This window comes from Alteromonas sp. 5NW40-0090, assembly GCF_057552975.1.
The window spans coordinates 24,035-47,041 of the sequence record NZ_BAAJLT010000009.1 but is presented as its reverse complement, the minus strand read 5'-3'; the positions used below and the strand labels follow the sequence as shown (position 1 = coordinate 47,041).

The 23,007-nt window shown below is 43.3% G+C and carries 19 protein-coding genes; 10 read left to right on the top strand and 9 right to left on the bottom strand.

The features are described 5' to 3' along the window. Positions 1–98: 98 nt before the first annotated feature. Positions 99–1,172: an AI-2E family transporter gene (locus AC27KT_RS12350; RefSeq protein WP_487130355.1), complete on the top strand. Its 1,074-nt coding sequence runs from the start codon at positions 99–101 to the stop codon at positions 1,170–1,172. Positions 1,173–1,239: 67 nt separating this feature from the next. Here the strand turns inward: AC27KT_RS12350 and bcp are convergent, their stop codons facing one another. Then, positions 1,240–1,704 carry a thioredoxin-dependent thiol peroxidase gene (bcp, locus tag AC27KT_RS12345; RefSeq protein ID WP_487130353.1) on the bottom strand — a complete coding sequence of 155 codons (465 nt, stop codon included), beginning with the start codon at positions 1,702–1,704 and terminating at the stop codon, positions 1,240–1,242. Continuing rightward, positions 1,682–2,245, bottom strand: coding sequence for a glycine cleavage system transcriptional repressor (locus AC27KT_RS12340; protein ID WP_487130351.1), 564 nt, complete (start codon positions 2,243–2,245; stop codon positions 1,682–1,684). The genes bcp and AC27KT_RS12340 overlap by 23 nt, the downstream gene beginning before the upstream one ends. 178 nt (positions 2,246–2,423) lie before the next feature. Between AC27KT_RS12340 and dapA the strand changes: the two genes are divergently transcribed. From dapA to AC27KT_RS12315, 5 genes are all read left to right on the top strand, one after another. Continuing rightward, entirely contained in the window at positions 2,424–3,308 is an 885-nt protein-coding gene (gene dapA, locus AC27KT_RS12335; protein WP_487130349.1) for a 4-hydroxy-tetrahydrodipicolinate synthase, read from the top strand. A gap of 12 nt (positions 3,309–3,320) precedes the next feature. Beyond that, complete coding sequence (gene bamC / locus AC27KT_RS12330; protein WP_487130347.1) at positions 3,321–4,424, top strand: NlpB/DapX family lipoprotein; 1,104 nt, start codon at positions 3,321–3,323, stop codon at positions 4,422–4,424. Positions 4,425–4,436: 12 nt separating this feature from the next. Next, positions 4,437–5,150 carry a phosphoribosylaminoimidazolesuccinocarboxamide synthase gene (gene purC / locus AC27KT_RS12325; RefSeq protein WP_487130345.1) on the top strand — a complete coding sequence of 238 codons (714 nt, stop codon included), beginning with the start codon at positions 4,437–4,439 and terminating at the stop codon, positions 5,148–5,150. A 203-nt stretch (positions 5,151–5,353) separates the two neighbouring features. Further along, entirely contained in the window at positions 5,354–6,229 is an 876-nt protein-coding gene (locus tag AC27KT_RS12320) for a DMT family transporter (protein WP_487130343.1), read from the top strand. Between the two features lie 390 nt (positions 6,230–6,619). Beyond that, on the top strand, positions 6,620–8,953 hold the full coding sequence (locus tag AC27KT_RS12315; RefSeq protein ID WP_487130341.1) for a sensor domain-containing phosphodiesterase: 2,334 nt from the start codon (positions 6,620–6,622) through the stop codon (positions 8,951–8,953). A 50-nt stretch (positions 8,954–9,003) separates the two neighbouring features. Here AC27KT_RS12315 and AC27KT_RS12310 read toward each other — a convergent pair whose 3' ends face one another. Together AC27KT_RS12310 and AC27KT_RS12305 are read right to left on the bottom strand one after the other, a co-directional pair. Beyond that, entirely contained in the window at positions 9,004–10,101 is a 1,098-nt protein-coding gene (locus tag AC27KT_RS12310) for an NADH:flavin oxidoreductase (RefSeq protein ID WP_487130339.1), read from the bottom strand. 281 nt (positions 10,102–10,382) lie between these two features. Continuing rightward, positions 10,383–10,718: a hypothetical protein gene (locus tag AC27KT_RS12305; protein ID WP_487130337.1), complete on the bottom strand. Its 336-nt coding sequence runs from the start codon at positions 10,716–10,718 to the stop codon at positions 10,383–10,385. A gap of 429 nt (positions 10,719–11,147) precedes the next feature. Between AC27KT_RS12305 and AC27KT_RS12300 the strand changes: the two genes are divergently transcribed. Further along, on the top strand, positions 11,148–11,390 hold the full coding sequence (locus AC27KT_RS12300) for a DUF2164 domain-containing protein (RefSeq protein WP_487130335.1): 243 nt from the start codon (positions 11,148–11,150) through the stop codon (positions 11,388–11,390). A gap of 83 nt (positions 11,391–11,473) precedes the next feature. Here the strand turns inward: AC27KT_RS12300 and AC27KT_RS12295 are convergent, their stop codons facing one another. The 5 genes from AC27KT_RS12295 to ubiG form a co-directional block, all read right to left on the bottom strand. After that, on the bottom strand, positions 11,474–12,211 hold the full coding sequence (locus tag AC27KT_RS12295; RefSeq protein WP_487130333.1) for an SDR family oxidoreductase: 738 nt from the start codon (positions 12,209–12,211) through the stop codon (positions 11,474–11,476). A gap of 114 nt (positions 12,212–12,325) precedes the next feature. Beyond that, entirely contained in the window at positions 12,326–12,598 is a 273-nt protein-coding gene (gene yfaE / locus AC27KT_RS12290) for a class I ribonucleotide reductase maintenance protein YfaE (protein WP_487130331.1), read from the bottom strand. A 12-nt stretch (positions 12,599–12,610) separates the two neighbouring features. Continuing rightward, positions 12,611–13,741, bottom strand: coding sequence for a class Ia ribonucleoside-diphosphate reductase subunit beta (gene nrdB / locus AC27KT_RS12285; protein ID WP_136781688.1), 1,131 nt, complete (start codon positions 13,739–13,741; stop codon positions 12,611–12,613). Positions 13,742–13,864: 123 nt separating this feature from the next. Next, positions 13,865–16,186, bottom strand: coding sequence for a class 1a ribonucleoside-diphosphate reductase subunit alpha (gene nrdA, locus AC27KT_RS12280; protein WP_487130329.1), 2,322 nt, complete (start codon positions 16,184–16,186; stop codon positions 13,865–13,867). Positions 16,187–16,730: 544 nt separating this feature from the next. Next, positions 16,731–17,435, bottom strand: a complete 705-nt coding sequence (gene ubiG / locus AC27KT_RS12275) for a bifunctional 2-polyprenyl-6-hydroxyphenol methylase/3-demethylubiquinol 3-O-methyltransferase UbiG (RefSeq protein WP_487130327.1) — start codon at positions 17,433–17,435, stop codon at positions 16,731–16,733. Positions 17,436–17,737: 302 nt separating this feature from the next. Between ubiG and gyrA the strand changes: the two genes are divergently transcribed. The 3 genes from gyrA (at position 17,738) to aroA (ending at position 22,968) form a co-directional block, all read left to right on the top strand. Then, entirely contained in the window at positions 17,738–20,452 is a 2,715-nt protein-coding gene (gene gyrA / locus AC27KT_RS12270; protein WP_487130325.1) for a DNA topoisomerase (ATP-hydrolyzing) subunit A, read from the top strand. Positions 20,453–20,597: 145 nt separating this feature from the next. Beyond that, a complete protein-coding gene (gene serC, locus AC27KT_RS12265; RefSeq protein ID WP_487130684.1) occupies positions 20,598–21,683 on the top strand; it encodes a 3-phosphoserine/phosphohydroxythreonine transaminase in 1,086 nt (361 codons plus the stop codon). Position 21,684: 1 nt separating this feature from the next. After that, positions 21,685–22,968, top strand: coding sequence for a 3-phosphoshikimate 1-carboxyvinyltransferase (gene aroA / locus AC27KT_RS12260; RefSeq protein WP_487130682.1), 1,284 nt, complete (start codon positions 21,685–21,687; stop codon positions 22,966–22,968). Positions 22,969–23,007: the final 39 nt, after the last annotated feature.

The window sequence follows — 23,007 nt, the reverse complement described above, 5'->3', positions numbered from 1 at the left end:
GTTTGATTTTGAAAGATTCTTAACTACTACTTATTGCTAATTGCCTGCGCTATCAACTATGATGCGTGTCCTATTCTTAGTTATTTCTAGGCGTTTCTATGATTAGCGTTTTTGGTCGATGGTACCGACGCAAATTTTCCGATCCAGATGCAGCGATGCTGCTGATTTTGATTCTTCTAACCACAACAGTATTGCTGCTGTGGGGCGAACTAATTATGCCTGTGCTGGTTGCAGCGGTTATAGCTTATTTGCTTGACTGGCCGGTAAGTCGCTTAGTGAATGTTGGTGTTAGTCGCATCTTGGCATGCGGCGTCGTTATGCTCGGATTTATCACCATCACTATTCTAACCTTGATTGGTCTGGTTCCCATTATCTCCAAGCAGAGTGTAAACCTGATTCAGGAAACGCCGTTGATTTGGCAAAAAGCTCAAGAGTGGATATTGACGTTGCCAGATAAGTATCCAGATTACGTACAGGTGTATCAAATCCATCAAATGATGGAGGGGCTAAATGACAAGTTAGTAGAAGTGGGAGAAACCCTAATTTCTGCTTCGTTCAGTAATATCGCCAATTTAGCCGCACTGCTAGTTTATATGGTGCTGGTGCCCTTAATGGTATTTTTTATGTTGAAAGACAAGCTTTTCTTTCTAGACAGCATTTCTCGTTTATTGCCAAAAGAACGCCGCTTAATTACCCAAGTGGGCCACGAAATGAATTCTCAAATCGCTAATTATATTCGCGGCAAAGTGATTGAAATCATTATAGTTGGTGTAGTGAGTTGTGTAACCTTCGTGCTTATGGATTTACGTTACGCCATTTTACTTGGGGTTTTAGTCGGGTTTTCTGTACTTATTCCATATATCGGTGCTGCAGTGGTCACTATACCCGTCGCAATTGTTGCAATGTTTCAGTGGGGTATATCGCCAGAGTTTTGGTATCTAATGATAGCTTACGGCATTATCCAAGCATTAGATGGTAATTTACTGGTTCCGTTATTGTTCTCTGAGGCGGTAAGTCTTCACCCGCTTTATATCATTGTTGCTGTTTTGGTGTTTGGCGGTCTTTGGGGCTTTTGGGGCGTTTTTTTCGCCATACCACTCGCCACTCTAGTAAAAGCCGTGGTTACTGCATGGTCAAGTAATCCAGTTGCTATTCCCGAAGAGGCAAAGTAACGAATGCTAAGTACAAAAAAGCCCGGATAACTGCGCATTATCCGGGCTTTTTCGTTATTGCTTGAGTTTAGCTGTTCAGGTAATCCAGAACGACTGTGTGGTGTTCTTTTGTTTTGAACTTATTGAAAACATGCTCAATTACACCGTTCTCGTCTATTAAGAAAGTCTGGCGGTGAATGCCGTCGTATTCTTTACCCATGAACTTTTTAGGGCCCCACACACCGAACGCATCAGCTACCGCGTGATCTTCGTCAGAAAGAAGGGTGAAGTTCAGATTTTCTTTTTCAATAAATTTGGGCAAACGCTTCACGGCATCTGGGCTTACACCCAGCACAACCACATTTTTTGCTGCTAGTTCATCATTAACATCGCGCAGGCCTTGTGCTTGTACTGTGCAGCCTGGCGTCATGGCTTTAGGGTAAAAGTAAACCAGTACTTTTTTGCCGGAAAAATCAGTTAAAGAAACGGTCTCGTTGTCTTGATTTTGCAGTGAAAATTCTGGAGCTTTATCACCAGCTTGTAACGTTTTCATTGGGATCCTTTTTGTGTTTGTCTATTACTTTACCTGTCACATTTAACGAATCGAACAGGGACATTAGATCAGATTCTAAGGCATCAACATTTTCATCTGAAGGAAGCGACACAACAAACTTGCATCGCATGCTGTCTTTTCCGGTGGCTTTGTCTTTAAACGTACGTTGACGAAACGCACTTATCATAGCATGTCGGTTAGCAAAAAAGCCTGTCACTGCTTTAATGAGGCCCGCTGCATCTTCGCCGCTAAATTCTACATTGAAGAGGTGCGCAAGATTCTGTTTTTCATGATGACTTGTGCGCTTCATCATAGACAACAAATCAAGTCGTTGGAATAAAGGTGGTAGAATACACTCTGCTTTCGTTACGGCACTTTGTGTTCCTTCTATGATCATTGTCAACGAGAACTCTTTGCCGTAGATAGCCTGTCTACTATCAAGAATATTGCACTGAGCTTCTGATACTGTCGTTGCAATTTCGCTTAGAATGCCACTCTTGTCTGTGCCTAGAATGGTGACGATAAGTTGGTGTTTCGACATCTACTTCACTTCAATGTTAATAATGTCGGGATGTTAGCACAGAGTTTTTTTAGAAGTCAGTGCCTTTTTCTTGTGTTTGAATAAGATATTGTCAAATTCTTGTCATTTTACATGCGCTATTACTTGTGTTTAAGCACTTACATATTTACCATGTGCGCTCACATTTTGCGGAGAGATTATGTTTACTGGTAGTTACGTAGCACTCGTCACGCCGATGCTCGAAAACGGCGACATTGATTACAAGTCTTTAGAGAAACTTGTTAAGTTTCATGTTGAGCAGGGCACACATGGTATTGTGTCTGTTGGAACTACGGGTGAGTCCGCAACGCTACCGTTTGATGAACATATAAATGTGGTCAAAGAAACAGTAGCTATGGCATCGGGCGCTATTCCAGTTATCGCAGGAAGTGGGGCTAACTCTACTGACGAGGCCATCTTTCTTACCGAACAGTTAGGTTCTACCGGTATCGACGGTTTCTTAAGCGTTGTACCTTATTATAACAAGCCACAGCAAAGAGGAATGGTAGCGCATTTTAATGCCATTGCTGACGCCAGTGACCTTCCCGTTATTCTTTATAACGTCCCGGGCCGTACCGTAGCGGATATGCTGCCTGAAACCGTTGCAGAACTCGCAACACACAAGAATATCGTTGGCTTAAAAGACGCAACGGGCAATATTGGTCGTTTGAAGGCCACTCAGCCACTTGTTTCAGACGATTTCGTCCTATTAAGTGGTGACGATGGAACAAGTGCTGAATTTATGTGTGAAGGTGGGCACGGTGTTATTTCTGTTACTGCTAACATCGTACCTAAGGCCATTGCGCAAATGTGCGAAGCGGCCCTAAATAAAGATTTCGATAACTGTCGAGCCATCGACGAGACAATAAAGTTATTGCACAGTGACCTCTTCATTGAGCCAAATCCTGTTATGCCTAAGTGGGCATTATACAAAATGGGCATGATGGAAAGTGCTGTTATGCGATTACCTATGGTTTTACCGGAACTATCAAGCCAAAAACGTATCGAAGAACTACTAAAAAAATACGCATTGATTTCTGGTTAATAAGGAACACAGATGAAAAGAACGCTGGCTATAGCAAGTTCAGTAGCGATGGTTGCACTTGCAGGTTGTTCAAGCCAAATAGATAGAAAGACCGCGTCAGGTAGCTACGAGTACTTAAAAACTAAAGAACAGAAAACCTTAGAAGTACCGACTGAATTAGATGCACCTACTTTTTCAAGAGATTTTGCTGTACCTGAATTAGGTCAAGAAGCAGACCCATCTCTTGTAGGAAAAAAACTAGTGGTGCGCTCGCCAGCACTGGTGCTCCCGCTAGTTTCAGGTTCACATGTTGAAGAGGGTAAGAGTACAGCGACTATTTGGTTTGACCAAGTTGACGACAGCCAGCCTCTAAGCCAAGCCATTTGGAATTCGCTATTGAGTTTCTTGGATGAGCAGGGCATTGGTGTGGATAGCTTCAGTCCTGAAGATAGAGTGTTGATCACGGATTGGATGGTCATTACGAAAGAAATAGATGGCCCTTGGTATAGTTTTACTGACGAAGAGAGTGAAATAGGCCGTCGTTTTGAATTTAGTCTGGATGTTAAACCTCACGGCCGAAGCGCTGCACTTACGGTTGATTTAAAAGATTACATGCAGACGCTAGGTAATGATGTCGTTGCCGAGGTATCTTCAATGGAAGAGCGCCGTGAAGAAGTTGACGTGTTAAACCAGGTAATTGGTCATTACGAATACCAAATTCAGTTAGCTGAGACGCGAAGAATTGCGAAAATCCGCCAGGGTATTAAAACTGAAATGGGCTTTAATGCTGACGGTGATGCGGCATATATGGTTGAAGCCCAGTATGATGTGGCGTGGCCAAGGATGCTTTTGGTTCTTCGCAAGCTTGGATTCGACGTCAAAGATTTAGATAAGTCAAACGGCCTACTATTTGTCACCTATAACGGAGATCAAGGTAGTTGGTGGGATGGTTTATTCTCAAGCGATAAAGCGTTACTTAAAAAAGGTGATTATCGTTTGAAAGTTGCTAAAGCGGGTGCAGATCGCACATCAGTAACCTTCATGAATAATGAAAGTGTACCGTTTGAAGCAAATCAGGTTTCCGACCTTTACAGTGCATTTGCTGAGGTCATGTCAGAAGATAACCTTGATATATAACTGAGACTGAGAATGGAAAAACGCGACGAGCTTTACCGCGGTAAAGCAAAAACTGTTTATTACACTGATGACAGCGATAAACTGATTCTTCACTTTAGAAACGATACTTCAGCGTTCGACGGTGAAAAAATTGAGCAGCTTGATCGCAAGGGTGAAGTAAACAACAAGTTTAATCACTTTATAATGACAAAGCTTGAAGAAGCGGGCATTGCAACACAAGTTGAAGCGCTGGTTTCTGATACCGAGTCTTTGGTTAAAAAGCTAGACATGATCCCTGTCGAGTGCGTGGTGAGAAACTTATCTGCTGGGTCTTTGGTCCGCAGACTAGGTGTGGAGGAAGGCAAAGAGCTGAACCCACCTATTTTCGAGTTTTTCCTTAAAAACGATGCGCTTCATGATCCAATGGTTAACGACTATCACATCTTATCATTTGGTTGGGCAACAGAAGCACAAATAGCTGAAATGAAGGCACTTACCTTCAAAGTAAACGGCGTACTGAAAGCATTGTTTGACGAAGCCGGTATGTTGCTTGTCGACTACAAACTTGAATTTGGTGTTGATAAAGACGGCAATATTGTACTAGGCGATGAATTTACACCTGACGGCTGTCGTCTATGGGACAAAGAAACCCGTAAAAAGATGGATAAAGATCGCTTCAGACAAGGCCTTGGCTCTGTTGTAGAAACTTACATTGAAGTTGCTGAGCGTTTAGGTTTGTCGCTGTAGTGTTATCAGCATTTTATGACTAATTGAAAGAGGACCATGCGGTCCTCTTTTTCGTTTATACAATGCTACAAGGTTAATTGCTGTGTTACCTTATTATTTAGTCACTCTCGATTTATCTAAAAAGAACACTTTTACTCAGTCTATTTATGACAAATCACACGGTCATATTTTCCTGAGTCCAATTAAATGCTAGGGAGAAGCGCTTGCTTAAAACTCTTTCACTAGTGGCTATTGCAATGTTTGCGTTTGCTGCCAATTCGCTTCTGTGTCGTATGGCATTTTCAAATTCAACGATAGACCCTGTAAGCTTTACTTCCTTACGCATAATGAGTGGTGCAGTTGCTCTTTTGCTTTTATCTTTTTTTTCAAGACGAAAACAACCACAGCGTCATTATACTGAAAATTTATGGCAGGACGTTAAACGTAATGCGAGTGTGTTTGGTGGCCTTTCATTGTTTGTTTATGCCATTAGCTTTTCCTTCGCTTACATATCCATGTCTACGGGTACGGGCGCACTATTGCTGTTTGGCGCGGTTCAATTAACGATGATATCAGTTGGCTTAATGGGTGGTGAACGCTTCAGAATACGTCAGTGGTTTGGTTTCGCTTTTGCTTTCACAGGTTTAATTATTCTCTTGTTACCAAGTGCATCTGCACCATCTTTATTATCGGGAGCAGTAATGGTTATTGCTGGTATATCTTGGGGCATATACTCATTACTAGGTAAAAAAAGTGCATCCGCGCTTTTATCTACTTCAGGCAACTTTATTTATGCTTCGTTGCTTTGTATTTTAATGATGGGTGCCGTGCTACTACTCAGTGATGAGTATTTAGTTTTAAACAAGGCTGGCATTTACTATGCCTTAGCGTCTGGAATTTTAGCCTCTGGATGCGGGTACGCTATCTGGTATAGCGTACTGCCGCTTATCAAGTCAACAAGTGCAGCGACCGTGCAGTTGAGCGTGCCTGTTATCGCAACGATGATGGGGTGGGCGGTACTAGAAGAACAACTTAATTTACAAGTCATAATCGCGTCAATTGCCACCCTTGGCGGTATTTACTTAGTTATTAAAAAATAATTGGAACCTAGTGTTCAGTTACCGTTGACGGCTTAATAATACTGGAAATATAAATTCTGCTGAATATCCGTTTTTAGGGGAAGGCGAGGAACCTCTGTGAATATATAGACTAAAGGCTAATGTTTGTGGGGTGAAAGAATGCTACCGTGATTAGCTAAGTAGACTGCCAAGCGATGGCATGCAAGATGACAAACCTACCAGTTAAGACTGCGGTCGAGTACTGCATTTAACTCATATCATCCCATTTTTCACTGTCGCTATCTTTTCGTTGGTTGCTTACTGGATATAGCTAAACAAGGCAAAAGGAATAATATAGCGTTGGCATAAAATTTTTTTGTTAACTGCTGATATCTGATTGCGCCGAATGTAATGCGTTGTTAGGAACATATGGTGAGTTATTTTCGTAAAATTACCAATGAACATGAACGACTAAGTGCGTTAAAGCGGCTTGCTATCGTCGACACGCCAGTCGAGGCGCGTTTTGACCGCTTAACTCATTTGGTGTGCCGTGTTTTTAACTGTAAGTTTGCATTTATTTCATTTGTTGATGAGCACCGTCAATGGTTTAAATCATCGGCGAACATTGCTATTACAGAAACACCTATACGCGAAGCACTGTGCACGCATACCATAGAGCAGTCACAGCCTCTCGTTATTTCAAATACATTGGAAGACAAGCGTTTCAGAGAAAATTCGCATGTTGTGGGCGAGCCACACTTTCGGTTTTATGCTGGTGTAAGGCTTATATTTGAAGGCCATGCGGTTGGTACTTTGTGTGTCCTTGATAATGAGCCCAAGCAGTTAAGTCAATCTCAAATCGAACAATTGCAAGGATTCGGGGAGCTAGTCGAGAGTGAGCTAAATAAAAAAGAATATAACGACCTCTCCGAACAGTTGGAAGAGTACCAATTTAAACTAGAACAAACGCAAAAAATAACGCGTGTGCGAAGTGCAATTTTGGAAAAAGTGGTCAATGCAGAATCTTTACATACTGTTCTGCATGACATTGTTTATGCGATTGAAGCCGAATACAAAGAGCAAATTTGCAGTGTTTTGTTGCTTGAGAACGGAAGGCTCAAAAAGGGTGCTGCGCCATCGTTACCCGACTTTTATAATGACGCCATTGACGGAGTAGACATTGGTGAAGGTGTTGGCTCGTGCGGAAATACCGCGGCAACCAATGAACCTACTATTGTCGAGGATATAAGTACACATCCATATTGGTCTGCATGGAAGGGGCTGGCAGCATCGGCAGGTGTAGCTGCATGTTGGTCTCAGCCTATACAAGGAGCGAATGGCGAAGTCATCGGTACTTTCGCCATTTATCATCGCGAAAAGGCGATACCCACTGCAGAAGAAAGAGTGTTAATTAGGCAATTTGCCCATATCGCCAGCATCGCTATAGAGCGGGAGTTGGCGAATAGAGTCATATGGAGACAGGCCAACTTCGATTCTTTGACAGGCTTACCCAACCGAAACTTGATGCTCGGTCACCTTCAATTGGCGATGAAAACTGCCGATCGAGAGAATGAAAAAGTCGCTGTTGTGTTTTTAGACTTAGACAATTTTAAGGATGTAAATGACGCATTAGGGCACGATGTCGGCGACAAGCTATTGGTAGAGTGTGCTATGCGTATAAAACGCTGTTTACGCGCTGATGACACGGTATCAAGGTTAGGTGGCGACGAATTTGTCATTATTTTAAACGGTATTTGTGGCTTAAGTTCGATAGAAAATGTTGTACAGAAAGTTCTGAGTGAAATAATTAAGCCTTATACGTTAGAGTTTGAGCGCATTCACACAAGCGCGAGCATGGGTATTACTTTATATCCCGAGGATGCGAATGACGTAAAAGATCTATTAAAAAATGCTGACCAAGCCATGTATGGTGCAAAAGCTCAGGGTAAAAATAGTTACCACTATTTTACGCACGACATGCAAAAAGCAGCAATTAGAAGAATATCGTTATTGAATGACCTGCGTTATGCAGTAAAAAACAACGAACTGTTTCTTGAGTACCAGCCCATCGTCTGTTTCAACGACTCAAAAGAGGTGAAAGCTGAAGCTCTGCTTCGGTGGCAGCACCCCATAAAAGGTCGCATAGCACCCGATGATTTTATTCCTTTAGCTGAAGAGTCAGGGCTTATTATAGAAATAAGCAACTGGGTTTTCGATGAAGTCACTAGACGAATAAAACAATGGCGACGCGAGCATAGCAAGTTTGTTCAGATAAGTATTAACACGTCGCCTAGTCAATATTTTAATCAGGAATCTAATATCACTGAATGGTTAACTTTGTTATTAGAGAGAGGGCTCAGTGCTCGCTCTATATTACTTGAAGTTACTGAAAACTTACTCATGGAGGCCGACGCTGAAGTATCTAAAAAGCTGTTTCAATTCAGGCAGGCGGGGATTGATATAGCCTTAGATGATTTTGGTACTGGTTTTTCTTCTATCTCTTATCTTAAAAAATTTCCGACTGATTACATAAAAATAGACAAGAGTTTCGTCAACGCTATGACTGATGTTAGCAACGACAAAGTGTTATGCGAAGCGATAATTGTTATGGCTAAAAAACTGGGCATTAGCGTTGTTGCTGAGGGTGTAGAAACAGAAGAGCAGTTTAATATATTAAGCGCAATGGGATGTGACTATGCGCAGGGCTACTTAATTGCGAGACCAATGCAACTCTCTGACTTTGACGCTTATTTGAAAGAAAACTAGCGCGTTGCGCGCTAGTTTTATCGAGCATTTAAATTGATATTTACTTGAACTTAAGAAAGCGTGGCTAGCGCCTTTCCAGAGTACTGGTTTAACTCGTCGATTCGGTTTTCTTTAATTTTGTTGGCCCAGTTTGGATCCTGTAGAAGAGCCCTTCCAACTGCAACTAGGTCAAACTCGTCTGCCTCTAATCGTTCAAGTAAATCATCGACCGAGCGAGTGCTTGAATCTTGTCCTTTAAATGCGCCGAAAAAGTCGTCATTTAGCCCAACAGACCCTACTGTGATAGTGGGTTTGCCTGTTATTTTTTTCGTCCAACCAGCAAGGTTAAGCTCGTCCCCTTCAAACTCATTTTCCCAATAACGACGTTGAGAACAATGAAAAACATCTACGCCAGCTTCGCTTAGTGGAAGTAGAAACTGCTCTAGCTCTTGAGGCGTGTGTGCTAAGCGAGCGGTATAGTCTTGTTGCTTCCATTGTGAGTAGCGAAGCACGATAGGGTAATCGGGTCCAGTTGCAGCGCGAATAGCTTTGATTATTTCTACTGCAAACCGACTGCGCTTCTCCATACTTCCACCCCAGCTATCGGTACGCTGATTAGTGCCTTCCCAGAAAAACTGGTCGATTAGATATCCATGCGCTCCGTGAATCTCAATCCCGTCCATGCCGACAGTCTTTGCATCTGCAGCAGCTTGAGCAAAGGCAGAAATCACAGATTCGATGTGTTCAACGGTCATAGGTTCAGTGCCCTGTTTTCCGGGTTTAAATAAACCCGAAGGCCCTGCACTTGGCAGGTCAGGGTAGGGCGCTTTGTCTGCGACCCGTGCCATACCGACGTGCCACAGTTGAGGCATGATTTTTCCGCCTACGCTATGAACTTCGTCTACCACATTTTTCCAACCGGCTAACGCCTCGCCGCCGTGAAATTGAGGAATATTCGCATCCATCGTAGCGACTTTGTCGTTTATGGTAGTACCTTCGGTGATTATTAAACCTGTACCACCCTGTGCGCGTCGCTTGTAATAAGCGGCTACATCAGGCGTGGGAATTCCCTTTGGGGAAAACTGGCGAGTCATAGGTGCCATTACGATTCGGTTGGTTAACGATAGGTTACCTTGTGAATAAGGCTTAAACAGTGCGTTAGCTGCCATCTTTTGTTCCTGATTTTATTTTTGCGTTTGGTATGTCCATTAAAAAACTGAGACACCGTTATTATTTTTAGAGGTCTTTAAATAAGGAGTTTAATTAGTGTTTATCCAAGGCGCGGCCCCGTGGGGCTTTATCAATTACTGACACGTTATAACGAATGTGGTTAATACAAGATATTACTAGTGAGGTAGGTTAAGTCAATTTTCAAATGTTGATAGTAGGGCATAAATAAGAATGAGCAAAGGGCTCTTCTAACAGAGCCCTTTCCAAGTTAAGGGTATGGCTAGTCTAAAATCTCTATAATTTCCCTTGTCGCTTGTACAAGGCGTACCACTTTGTTCTCGATACGAACCGTTACTACCCCGTCTTTTCCCAATGGTACAATGACGCTGGAATGGTCATAAACATCACGGTCCAATCGCTCACCAACAGCTAGCTTTTTTTCCCAACCTGGCGGTAATTCCCCCGTCCGCTCATATTTTTTCTCTATGCCCGGTGGCAACGATTTACCTTTGTGGGGGTTATTGGGGGTGGCGCTAGCAGGTAGGCTGCAGATCGCAATCGCGAACGATACACCGATAACGGGTAAAATTTTCATTATTAACCTCACAAATTTCATAAAAGCGCTAAACCATTTTGAAATTGTTATACAAGATATCCTAGTATAGCTTTTCGTTAGCGCCTCTAGCTTTAGAGCTATCAGGCCCATCTTTTAAAATACGAGTTATTGTAAAACCAGTAACGATAAAACTTTCTAATTAAAGTAAGCGAAAACTGTACCAAGCTATAGCCTACTACCATGAAACTATACAAAGTTTAGTAATTAGAGCAGCTTAAACTTAACTACAGTAATATTAGTTTACGCACTAGGCAGAAAGGCTGTTCTGCGATTAAAGGCTTTTTGTTAAAAGCAAAAGTGGTGGACCAAAGATAAACAAGCCCTTGGTGTGATAATGTTGAACCGTCTTCATAGCCGAGGTTATGGAAAGCTATCCCTTGGCATTAGCAAAGAACCTAATACTTTGGACATTATAAGAGAAGGACGATAATGAGCGAAATTGTATTTACGCGTGAAGAAAAAGACGCGTTAGTTGCTAAACTGCAACGGTATTTTGATGATGAGTTAAATGTGGAACTTGGTCAATTTGACGGAGAATTTCTTCTCGATTTTATCAGTAAGGAAATAGGCGCATCGTTTTATAACAAAGGCATAAGTGACGCTAGAGCCGTTGTTGCATCGCGCTTACAGGTCATTGATGAAGAACTGTATGCCATCGAAAAAGTCCTTTGAGTTCTTGAAGCTTTTAAAGCCTGCATTTAGCAGGCTTTATAGTAAATGGTTGATCCATTCTTATACGCAAAAAATAATCAGTACTAGAGTTCCTGATTGGTAGGTCTAATGATCATTTCGTTTATGTCTACGTCGCCAGGTTGCTCTATGGCAAACGTCACTGCACGTGCAATAGCACCTGCATCGATAGCATCGTCATACATATCGTCTGCCATTTGCTTCGAGTCTTTATGAGATATGTGGTCAGTAAGCTCTGTTGCAACTGCACCTGGTGAAATATTAGTAGAGCGAATTTGACCGTTTGACTCCCTGCGAATGCCTTCACTTATTGCCTTAACAGCGAATTTAGTAGCGCAATAAACTGTAGCACCTGGGAAAACCACATGACCTGCAACAGAGGAAAGATTGATAATATGCCCGCTTTGTTGTTTACGCATGTGTCCTAGAACCGCTGCTACGCCATACATAACGCCTTTAATGTTTACATCTATCATCTGATCCCACTCATCAACCTTCATCTCGTCGAGAGGGGCTAGGGGCATAAGGCCAGCATTATTGACGAGTACGTCAATACGACCATAGGTATCTATCGCGGCTTTAGCAAGCGCTTTCACTTCTTCCTTTTTCGTGACATCTACCGTCTTATATGTTGCGTGGCCGCCTGAAGATTCAATCTCATCTACAAGTTTTTTAAGACGGTCCTCACGGCGAGCGCCTAAAACTAATTTCGCGCCTTTGCCTGCGAGCATTTTCGCTGTCGCTTCTCCAAGCCCGCTACTTGCACCAGTAATGATTACTACTTTTCCAGAAACTTCACTCATAACATTATCCTTACGTTTGATTAGTCGTAGGTTGCTACGTCTAAGTATCGAAGTGGATTACTTCAATTCACATAATTGCTGTGAGAGTGTTGTTCAGAGCGATGAATGAAAAGGTTATAAGGGGACTTTTATTTTTAGCGGACATTTAGCCACGCAGCAACATGGAAGAATCTCATCGTCATCAATAAAGGCGAGGGGATCGGTGGTGTATTCGACTTCACCTTCAATCAGTTTTGTACGGCACGCACCACAAAACCCTTCACGACAGTGGTAGTGAATATTGACGCCTGCTGATTCAAGGGCGGTTAAGATAGTGGTGTCAGAGGGGGCAATAATCGCCCCCACATCGACAACGTCGATGCGGAGTGATTTATCGTTACTGCTCATTAAGCTGTGGGTTTACAGCTCAAAATCAGCAAAATCGTCTTCGCTCACAGCAGAATCTATCTGCCCAACAAGATAAGAACTTATTTCAGATTCTTGTGGCGCCACTTGCACATTGTCTGAATTTAAGTAGTTGTTCATCCATGGTAGCGGGTTACTGCTTATCTCGAATGGCGTATCTAGACCAATCGCTGACATACGTTGATTCGCAATGTACTCAACGTATTGGCAAAGAATTTCTTTGTTTAAACCAATCATAGAGCCGTTTTGGAACAGGTAATCAGCCCATTGCTTTTCTTGCTCAACGGCGTTCATGAAGATCGCGCGGGCTTCGTCTTTGCATTCTTCTGCAATCTGCGCCATTTCTGGGTCATCTTTACCCTTAGCCCACAAGTTTAGAATGTGCTGTGTTGATGACAAATGCAGATTTTCATCTCGAGCAATCAAACGAATAATCTTAGAGTTACCTTCCATCAACTTACGTTCTGCAAAGGCAAACGTACAGGCAAAAGATACATAAAAACGAATCGCTTCTAGTGCATTTACCGAGTTCATACACAGATAAAGCTTCTTCTTAAGCTCGTACATGTTAACGGTGTATGCAGTGCCATTGACGGTATGAATACCTTCACCCTGAGTCTGCCAAAGCTGAGTCGCGAAAATAAGGTCGTCATAGTATTTAGAAATGTCAGCCGCACGGCGCTTAATTTCATCGTTTACAACGATATCTTCGAATATCTCGCTTGGATCAGAGAACAGATTGCGCAAAATGTGCGTGTATGAACGTGAGTGAATAGTCTCGAAGAAAGACCATGTTTCAACCCACGTCTCTAATTCCGGTAGCGAGATAATAGGCAAGAACGCAATGTTCGGGCTACGGCCTTGTACCGAATCTAACAGAGTTTGGTACTTAAGGTTTGAAATAAAGATGTGCTTTTCTGGATCGGTCAATTTTTGGAAATCAACACGGTCGCGAGAAACGTCAACCTCCTCAGGGCGCCAAAAAAAGCTAATTTGCTTCTCAATAAGCTTTTCGAATATGGCATGCTTTTGCTGGTCGTAGCGTGCAACGTTTACGGGGTTACCGAAAAACATCGGCTCGATCAATGGATTAGTACTTTGCTGATTAAACGTAGTGTATTTCATGATGGCCTAACTAAAAACTTAATGATTAACGCGTATTATTGTTTGTGTTCTTGCTGCGAAATAGTAATGGCAAATGCAAAAAATTCCTTTTACGCATCTGCCATTTTAACAGAGCGACGTGCTTTAAATTTTACACGCGCCGCCTGCACAATCATCATCTTCCTCTACCACGACTTCTTCTTGACGTGGCATAGGCTCGTTTGCTTTAGCGTCTAGCGCTGAGGTGTCTGATGCACCATCACGAGTATTATGATAATAGAGCGTTTTAACACCTAGCTTATACGTAGTAAGAAGGTCCTTAAGCAGAAGCTTCATTGGCACCTTGTTACCTTCGTAACGGCTTGGATCGTAGTTGGTATTCGCTGAGATAGTTTGGTCGATAAACTTCTGCATGATACCAACAAGTTGTAGGTAACCATCGTTTGAAGGAATATCCCAAAGTAGCTCGTATTGATCTCTTAGCGTTTCGTACTCAGGTACAACTTGCTTAAGAACACCATCTTTGCTCGATTTAATGCTGATAAAACCACGCGGTGGCTCAATGCCGTTTGTCGCGTTAGAAATCTGCGAAGACGTCTCTGACGGCATTAATGCTGACAGCGTAGAGTTACGCAAACCGTGAGTTTTGATTTCTTCACGAAGTGCATCCCAGTCGTAATGAAGTGGTTCATTACATACGCTATCAAGATCTTTCTTATAGCTGTCAATTGGCATGATGCCTTGAGAATAAGTGGTTTCGTTAAACTTAGGACACGCACCTTTTTCTTTCGCAAGATTGTTCGACGCTTTAAGTAGATAGTACTGCATTGCTTCGAACGTGCGGTGAACTAGACCGTTCGCGCTGTGATCAGAATATTTAACGCCATTTTTAGCAAGGTAGTATGCAAAGTTGATAACACCAACACCCAGCGTACGACGTCCCATTGTTGCGTTATACGCAGCAGGAACAGGATAGTCTTGGTAATCAAGCAGGTTATCTAGTGCACGTACTGCAAGGTCAGATAGCTCTTCAAATTCGTCCAGTGACTTAATCGCACCTAAGTTAAACGCTGACAGCGTACAAAGTGCAATTTCACCATTTTCGTCGTTAACGTGCTGCAGAGGTTTTGTAGGTAGCGCGATTTCAAGGCACAGGTTGCTTTGACGAACAGGCGCAACTTCTGGGTTAAACGGGCTGTGCGTATTACAATGGTCAACGTTTTGTAGGTAAATACGACCTGTGCTTGCACGCTCTTGCATGAACAAGCTGAATAGCTCCATCGCTTTAATTTGCTTTTTACGGATGCTGTCGTCGTTTTCGTATTTAACGTATAGCTCTTCGAACTTCTCTTGATCTGCAAAGAATGCATCGTAAAGACCAGGTACGTCAGACGGGCTAAACAGTGAGATATAGCCATCTTTCATCATGCGCTGGTACATCAGTTTGTTAAACTGAACACCGTAGTCTAGGTGACGTACACGGTTTTCTTCAACACCACGGTTGTTCTTAAGCACTAACAGTGATTCAACTTCCATATGCCAAATAGGGTAAAACAGCGTAGCTGCGCCACCACGAACACCACCTTGTGAACAGCTTTTAACGGCTGTTTGGAAGTATTTGTAGAATGGAATACAACCCGTATGGAATGCTTCACCGCCGCGAATAGGGCTGCCTAGCGCGCGAATACGGCCTGCGTTTACACCGATACCCGCACGCTGGCTTACGTATTTAACAATGGCACTTGCCGTTGCATTGATTGAATCTAAGCTGTCGCCGGTCTCGATAAGTACACATGAGCTAAACTGGCGAGTAGGCGTACGCACACCGGCCATGATTGGCGTAGGTAGTGAAAGCTTGAATGTTGACGCAGCATCGTAGAAGCGGCGAATATAGTCCATACGCGTCGCTTTGTCATAATTTGCGAAAAGGCATGCAGCTACTAAGATATATAGGAACTGTGCACTTTCGTAAATTTCGCCAGTAACACGGTTTTGGACCAAGTACTTGCCTTCAAGCTGCTTAACTGCGGCATAGCTGAAGTTCATGTCGCGCCAATGGTCAATATATGTGTCCATCTCAGCAAATTCTTCAGGCGTGTAGTCTTCAAGAAGGTGCTTGTCATACTTGCCCATGTCAACCATCTTTCCTACATGCTCAAGTAGCGCTGGCGGCTCAAACTGGCCGTAGGCTTTTTTGCGAAGATGGAAAATTGCCAAGCGTGCTGCTAGGTATTGATAATCTGGCGCATCGGTAGAGATCAAATCTGCCGCTGATTTGATCAGGGTTTCGTGGATCTCACTGGTATTAATACCATCATAGAACTGAATCTGTGCCTTGATTTCAACTTGTGAAACAGAAACGTTTTTAAGTCCTTTCGCTGCCCATGTCACGACTTTGTGAATTTTCTCTAAGTCGATGGACTCTTTTTCACCGTTGCGTTTGGTGACGAATAAGTTGTTGTTCATGTTACTGGCCGTTTTTCTGTTAGCGCTTGAAGCGTGGGCTATCTTGAGCCCATTTTCGTTTTTAATTTTATGTTGTGGGCGATGTTATCGAAGTTGGCTCACGCCAGATAACTACACACACTAAAGCTGCCTAGACCAATACTGAGAGTATAAAGTAGAGACTGCTTTTTTTATTCTTTACTGCTTTGTATTTTCAGCGAGGTTAACGTTGCAGGCCAAAATGACATCACCAAAGATGGTCTGCAGATCTATTTGATCCCGAAAATCAATGTTGGGATCGCGTGCTGAATTAAACACAAGATAGTGAGGTTTTGACTTGATTGCAACCCAATATCTGGTGGTATTTCAAGCACTCAATCTGGCATGAAATTTATGTTAGTAACAACTAACTTTTTAGCGTTCTACAAGCGTAAAATATCCGGAATGCAAGCGTTTTAAATAAAATCTTAATCGTAAAAATTAATTTATTCTTAGAATTCAGTTTTTATATAAACACGATATATGGTGTTTAAAATATCGCCGCAGCCCAATATATAGTGTTAAATTAACTTTGCGCTACTGTATATAGTAAGTAGTTTACGTCGACATTATTAGACGAAAGATAAAAGCCCTGCGAAATTGGGTCCATGTGCAAACCCGTCATATCTCGTGGTAGTAGACCTGCTTGATCCGTCATTTTCAGAAGTTCTGATGGTTTGATGAACTTACTGTGATCGTGGGTACCTTTTGGAACCAATTTGAGAATATATTCCGCGCCAACAATCCCCATTAGATAAGACTTTAAGTTTCTGTTAAGCGTAGAAAAGAAAACGTGGCCACCAGGCTTTACTAATTTTGCACACGCTAATACAACAGAAGCAGGGTCGGGCACATGCTCTAACATTTCCATACAGGTCACTACATCGAACTGATGCGCGTTTGCCTCGGCGAATGCTTCAGCTGTAGAGCAGACATAATCCACTTTCACACCAGATTCCAAGCCGTGAAGTTTCGCTACTTCTAACGAAGCTTCAGCCATATCCAAGCCGGTTACCATGGCACCCGCACGCGCCATTGATTCCGCTAGTATGCCGCCGCCACAGCCAATATCGATGACTTTTTTATCAAACAGACCTTCGCTGTGTTGATTGATGAAGTCCAAACGAAGCGGGTTAATAAGGTGCAATGGTTTAAATTCACCCTCTGGATCCCACCAGCGAGAAGCGAGTTCAGAGAACTTATTGATTTCTTGTTGATCGACGTTCGTCATGAGTATAACAATCCTTAATCTATCTCTTTTTAAGATATCGTAAATTCAGGTTGTGTTTCACTGTTTTTAAACAGAAATAGGCAAATTATAAGAAGGGGTGAACGAAAAGTAATCGCTTGCCTTTTAGTTGATTAATAAGCGTAATTAAGCGCTACATAATTCTGTCATCAAGTGGTACACTCAAAGCACGATTATGACCCACATAATAATAACAGTGCGCTCCCATGCCTTGTTTTCACAATGATGTGAAACTAAGCGCTGGATAACGCAGAACAAACCAAGATAAAGGGATTAAGCAGTTTATGTCTGATAACGCTAAAGAAATCCTCCCCGTTAATATTGAGGAAGAGTTAAAGAACTCTTACCTTGATTACGCGATGAGCGTTATTGTCGGGCGAGCCTTGCCTGACGTAAGAGATGGCTTGAAGCCAGTGCACCGTCGTGTGCTGTTCGCAATGAACGAACTGAAAAACGACTTTAACAAGCCATACAAAAAATCTGCCCGTGTGGTAGGTGACGTAATTGGTAAATATCACCCTCATGGTGACTCTGCAGTTTACGACACTATTGTTCGTATGGCGCAACCGTTCTCACTTCGCTATATGCTGGTAGACGGTCAAGGTAACTTCGGATCGGTAGACGGCGACTCAGCTGCTGCGATGCGTTATACCGAAGTTCGCATGGCAAAAATTGCGCACGAATTACTCGCCGATTTAGATAAAGAAACCGTTGATTTCGTACCTAACTACGATGGTACAGAGCATATTCCTGAAGTGTTGCCAACGAAGGTTCCTAACCTTCTTGTTAATGGTTCATCGGGTATTGCAGTTGGTATGGCGACGAATATTCCGCCACATAACCTCACCGAAGTAATCAATGGCTGCGTAGCATTAATTCAAGATCCGTCTATTACCATCGATGACTTGATGACTTACATCCCAGGTCCAGATTTCCCAACAGCTGCCATGATCAGCGGGCGCAAGGGAATTGAAGATGCGTATCGCACAGGTCGCGGTAAAATTTATCTTCGTGCTAAAGCGGAAATTGAAACTGACAGCAACGGTAAAGAAACCATTGTTGTAAACGAGATCCCTTATCAGGTTAACAAAGCGCGTCTTATTGAAAAGATTGCTGAACTGGTAAAAGAAAAGCGTATCGAAGGCGTTTCTGCACTGCGCGACGAGTCTGATAAAGACGGTATGCGCATTGTTATTGAAGTTAAACGCAACGAATCTGCCGAAGTTTTGCTTAACCATCTATATGCTAATACCCAGCTTCAAACGGTGTTCGGTATTAACATGGTTGCGCTTGATAACGGTCAGCCTAAGGTATTCAACCTTAAAGAAACGTTAGAGTGTTTTATTCTTCACCGCCGTGAAGTAGTAACACGTCGTACTGTTTTTGAATTACGTAAAGCCCGTGACCGTGCTCATATCCTTGAAGGTTTGGCAATCGCGCTTGCGAATATCGACCCAATTATCGAGTTGATTAAAGCATCGCAAAGCCCAGCAGACGCCAAGAAATCGCTTGTAGCACAAGGTTGGGACTTAGGCGACGTAGCGCAAATGCTTGAGCGCGCAGGCGATGACGCTGCACGCCCTGACTGGTTAATGCCAGAATTTGGTATTCGCGACGGCAAGTACTACCTGACAGAACAGCAAGCGCAGGCTATTCTTGACCTTCGCTTACACAAGCTAACGGGCCTTGAGCACGAAAAAATTCTAGAAGAATATAAGCAACTTCTAGAGATCATCGCAGAACTTCTTCACATCCTAAATAGCCCGGAGCGCTTGATGGAAGTGATTCAAGAAGAACTTGAAAAAGTGCGTGATGAATTTGGTGATGAGCGTCGTACTGAAATTACGGCAGCAAGTCACGATATCGATATTGAAGATCTTATTGAGCAAGAAGACGTTGTTGTAACGCTTTCTCGCGAAGGGTATGTGAAATATCAAAAACTTACAGATTACGAAGCACAGCGTCGTGGTGGCCGTGGTAAATCAGCAACCAAGATGAAAGACGAAGATTTCATTGAAAGGTTACTGGTAGCGAATACCCACGATCACATTTTGTGTTTCTCTACTCGTGGTCGCTTATATTGGTTGAAAGTGTATCAATTGCCGTTTGCTAGCCGTAATGCGCGCGGACGCCCAATTGTTAACATCCTACCGCTTGAAGAAAACGAACGTATTACTGCTATTCTTCCTATTAAAGAATTTGAAGAAGGCAAGTTTGTACTGATGGCAACGGCAAACGGTACAGTTAAAAAGACTGACCTAAGCCTATACTCTCGCCCTCGTTCAAGCGGTATTATCGCTGTTAACCTAAATGAAGGTGATGAGCTAATTGGTGTTGATATTACCCACGGTGATGACGACATTATGTTGTTCTCTGATGCAGGTAAAGTGGTTCGCTTCAACGAGAAGCTTCGCGACAGCGAAACCGGTGAAGTTAAGCGTGACCCAGAGACGGGTGAAGAGCTTCTGGCACTTCGTCCAATGGGAAGAACGGCAACAGGTGTTCGCGGTATTCGTCTTCAAGATGGACAAAAAGTGGTATCACTTATTGTTCCAAAAGGCGACGGCCCAATTCTGACAGCTACAGAGAATGGTTTCGGTAAGCGTACTCCGCTTGAAGATTACCCTGCGAAGAGCCGTGCGACGCAAGGTGTTGTGTCAATTAAGGTGTCTGAGCGTAACGGTAAAGTGGTTGGTGCGGTTCAGGTAGACGAAACCAACGAAATTATGCTTATTAGTGACCAAGGTACACTGGTTCGTACCCGTGTAGGCGAAGTGTCAGTAGTAGGCCGTAACACACAAGGCGTTCGCTTAATACGTACAGTAGAAGGTGAGCACGTTGTAGGGTTACAACGCATTGAAGAAGTGGAAGAGTTACAAGAATTCGACGAAGACGGTAACCTAATCATTTCAGACGATGCGCCAGAACAAGCAGAAACTGCTGTTCAAGAGCAAGAGAACACCGCAGAAGACGGTGACGGCTCAACGACAGAAGAGTAGGGATAGCGCGCAGGTATTCATACTTGCGCATTATCAGTGTTCTTTCAAACAAGCGGCTTTAGCCGCTTGTTTACCTAATAGACCCGCAAAACGTTCAAAACAAAGCGAGTTAAACGGTAATTATCTACAGGTGTTGAAAAACGCGATGAAAGAGGTTTTTAATTTTAGTGCTGGCCCAGCCATGCTTCCAAAGGAAGTCATGGAAAAAGCACAATCAGAATTTACAAATTGGCGCGATTTAGGCTGTTCTGTAATGGAAGTGAGCCATCGTGGTAAAGACTTCATTGAAATAGCGGCAAAAGCTGAGCAAGATTTGCGAGATTTATTGTCCATTCCTTCCAACTACCATGTGCTGTTCACGCACGGTGGTGGGCGTGGGCAATTTGCCGCTGTACCGCTCAACTTATCCAACGCTAACGATACCAGTCTTCACTTAGTCAGCGGTTCTTGGTCTAAAGGTGCCGTTGACGAAGCAAACAAATACAACCATGCCAAAGTGGTGGGTGAAGTATCTGAAAAAGATGGCCTTCATTATATTGCGTCACCTCAGTTGAGCGACATAGACCAGTCAGCCGCGTATTACCATTTCTGTCCAAATGAAACCGTTGACGGAATTGCTTTCGATTGGCTACCAGAGTCGGGCAAGGTGCCACTGGTTTCTGATATGTCTTCGACAATATTGTCTCAGCCGTTAGATGTAGCAAAGCATGGCGTAATATACGCTGGTGCACAAAAGAATATCGGCCCAAGCGGCTTATCAGTTGTAATTGTTCGCGAAGACCTGGTTGGCAAAGCACGTAAAGAAACGCCGTCAATTTTTGATTATGCATTAGCGGCAAAGTCTGACTCTATGTACAACACACCGCCAACGTTCTCGTGGTACTTAGCGGGGCTTGTATTTGAATGGCTTAAAGATATGGGCGGCGTTGACGCTATGGCTAAACGCAATGCTGAAAAGGCAGCGTTATTATATTCAGCCATCGACAGTTCTGACTTTTATTCAAGTAAAGTTCACCCTGACAACCGTTCAAAAATGAACGTGCCGTTTCATTTAGCCAATACCGAACTTGATGGGCTGTTCCTTAAGCAGTCACAAGAAGCAGGGTTACTTGCACTTAAAGGGCATCGTTCAGTAGGGGGCATGCGTGCCAGTATTTACAATGCAATGCCAGTAGAGGGCATTGTTGCGCTAGTTGAATTTATGCGCGAATTTGAAAGAGTGAATGGATAAAATGGAGCAGTTAACATTAGACCCGATTGCAAAAGTATCGGGAGAGGTCAATGTACCTGGCTCAAAAAGTCTGTCTAACCGAGCGCTACTGCTTGCCGCGTTAGCTGAAGGCGAAACTGAACTAACAAACTTGTTAGATAGCGAAGACATTGAGCATATGCTTAATGCACTAACAAAGTTAGGCATCAGCTATCGCTTAAGCGAAGACAAAACCCAATGTGTTGTACAAGGTAACGGTGGGGCGTTTAACGTAGCTGAACCACTAGAGCTGTTCCTAGGTAACGCCGGTACCGCAATGCGTCCTTTATGCGCAGCACTTGCTGCAAGTAACGTTGACACCGTACTTACTGGTGAGCCGCGTATGGAAGAGCGCCCAATTGGCGACTTAGTCGATGCGCTTTTAGAAGCTGATGCTGTCGTCACCTACCTTAAAAACGAAGGCTACCCGCCGCTTCAAATTAAGGGTAAGACATTAAGCGGTGGCGAAATGTCGGTAGACGGCAGTGTATCTAGCCAATTCTTGACTGCGCTTTTAATGGCTGCGCCATTATTTTCAGGTGATGTGACTATTCGTATAAAAGGTGAGTTGGTCTCTAAACCCTATATCGATATCACGTTAGATACCATGGAAAAGTTTGGCGTTACTGTAGAAAACGACAACTACCAAACATTTACGGTTTCTGGTGACGCCAAGTACATTGCGCCGGGTAAATTTATGGTTGAAGGCGATGCATCGTCAGCATCTTACTTCCTTGCAGCCGGTGCCATTAAAGGTGGAACGGTACGCGTAACCGGAATTGGCCAAAACAGCATTCAAGGTGACATTCGTTTTGCTGATGTGCTTGAGGCGATGGGCGCAAAGGTGGTTTGGAACGATGAGTATGTTGAAATAACCGGTGCGCCGCTTAAAGGTGTGAATATGGATATGAACCATATTCCAGATGCGGCTATGACCATTGCCACAACAGCGTTATTTGCTGAAGGTCCAACTACGATGACCAATATTTATAATTGGCGCGTGAAGGAAACAGACCGTCTTGCGGCTATGGCCACTGAGCTTCAAAAGTTGGGTGCGAAGGTGGAAGAAGGGCACGACTACATAAAAGTGTGGCCAACTGATTCGTTGAAGCACGCTGAAATAGACACGTATAACGACCATCGTATTGCCATGTGTTTCTCGCTTGTTGCACTAAGCGATACGCCGGTAACAATAAACGACCCGGGTTGTACGCGCAAAACCTTCCCTGACTACTTTACTCGCTTTAAAACGCTGTATAGTGCGTAAAGTTTGGTAAATGTCTCTTAAAAAATCGCGGTAGGCGAA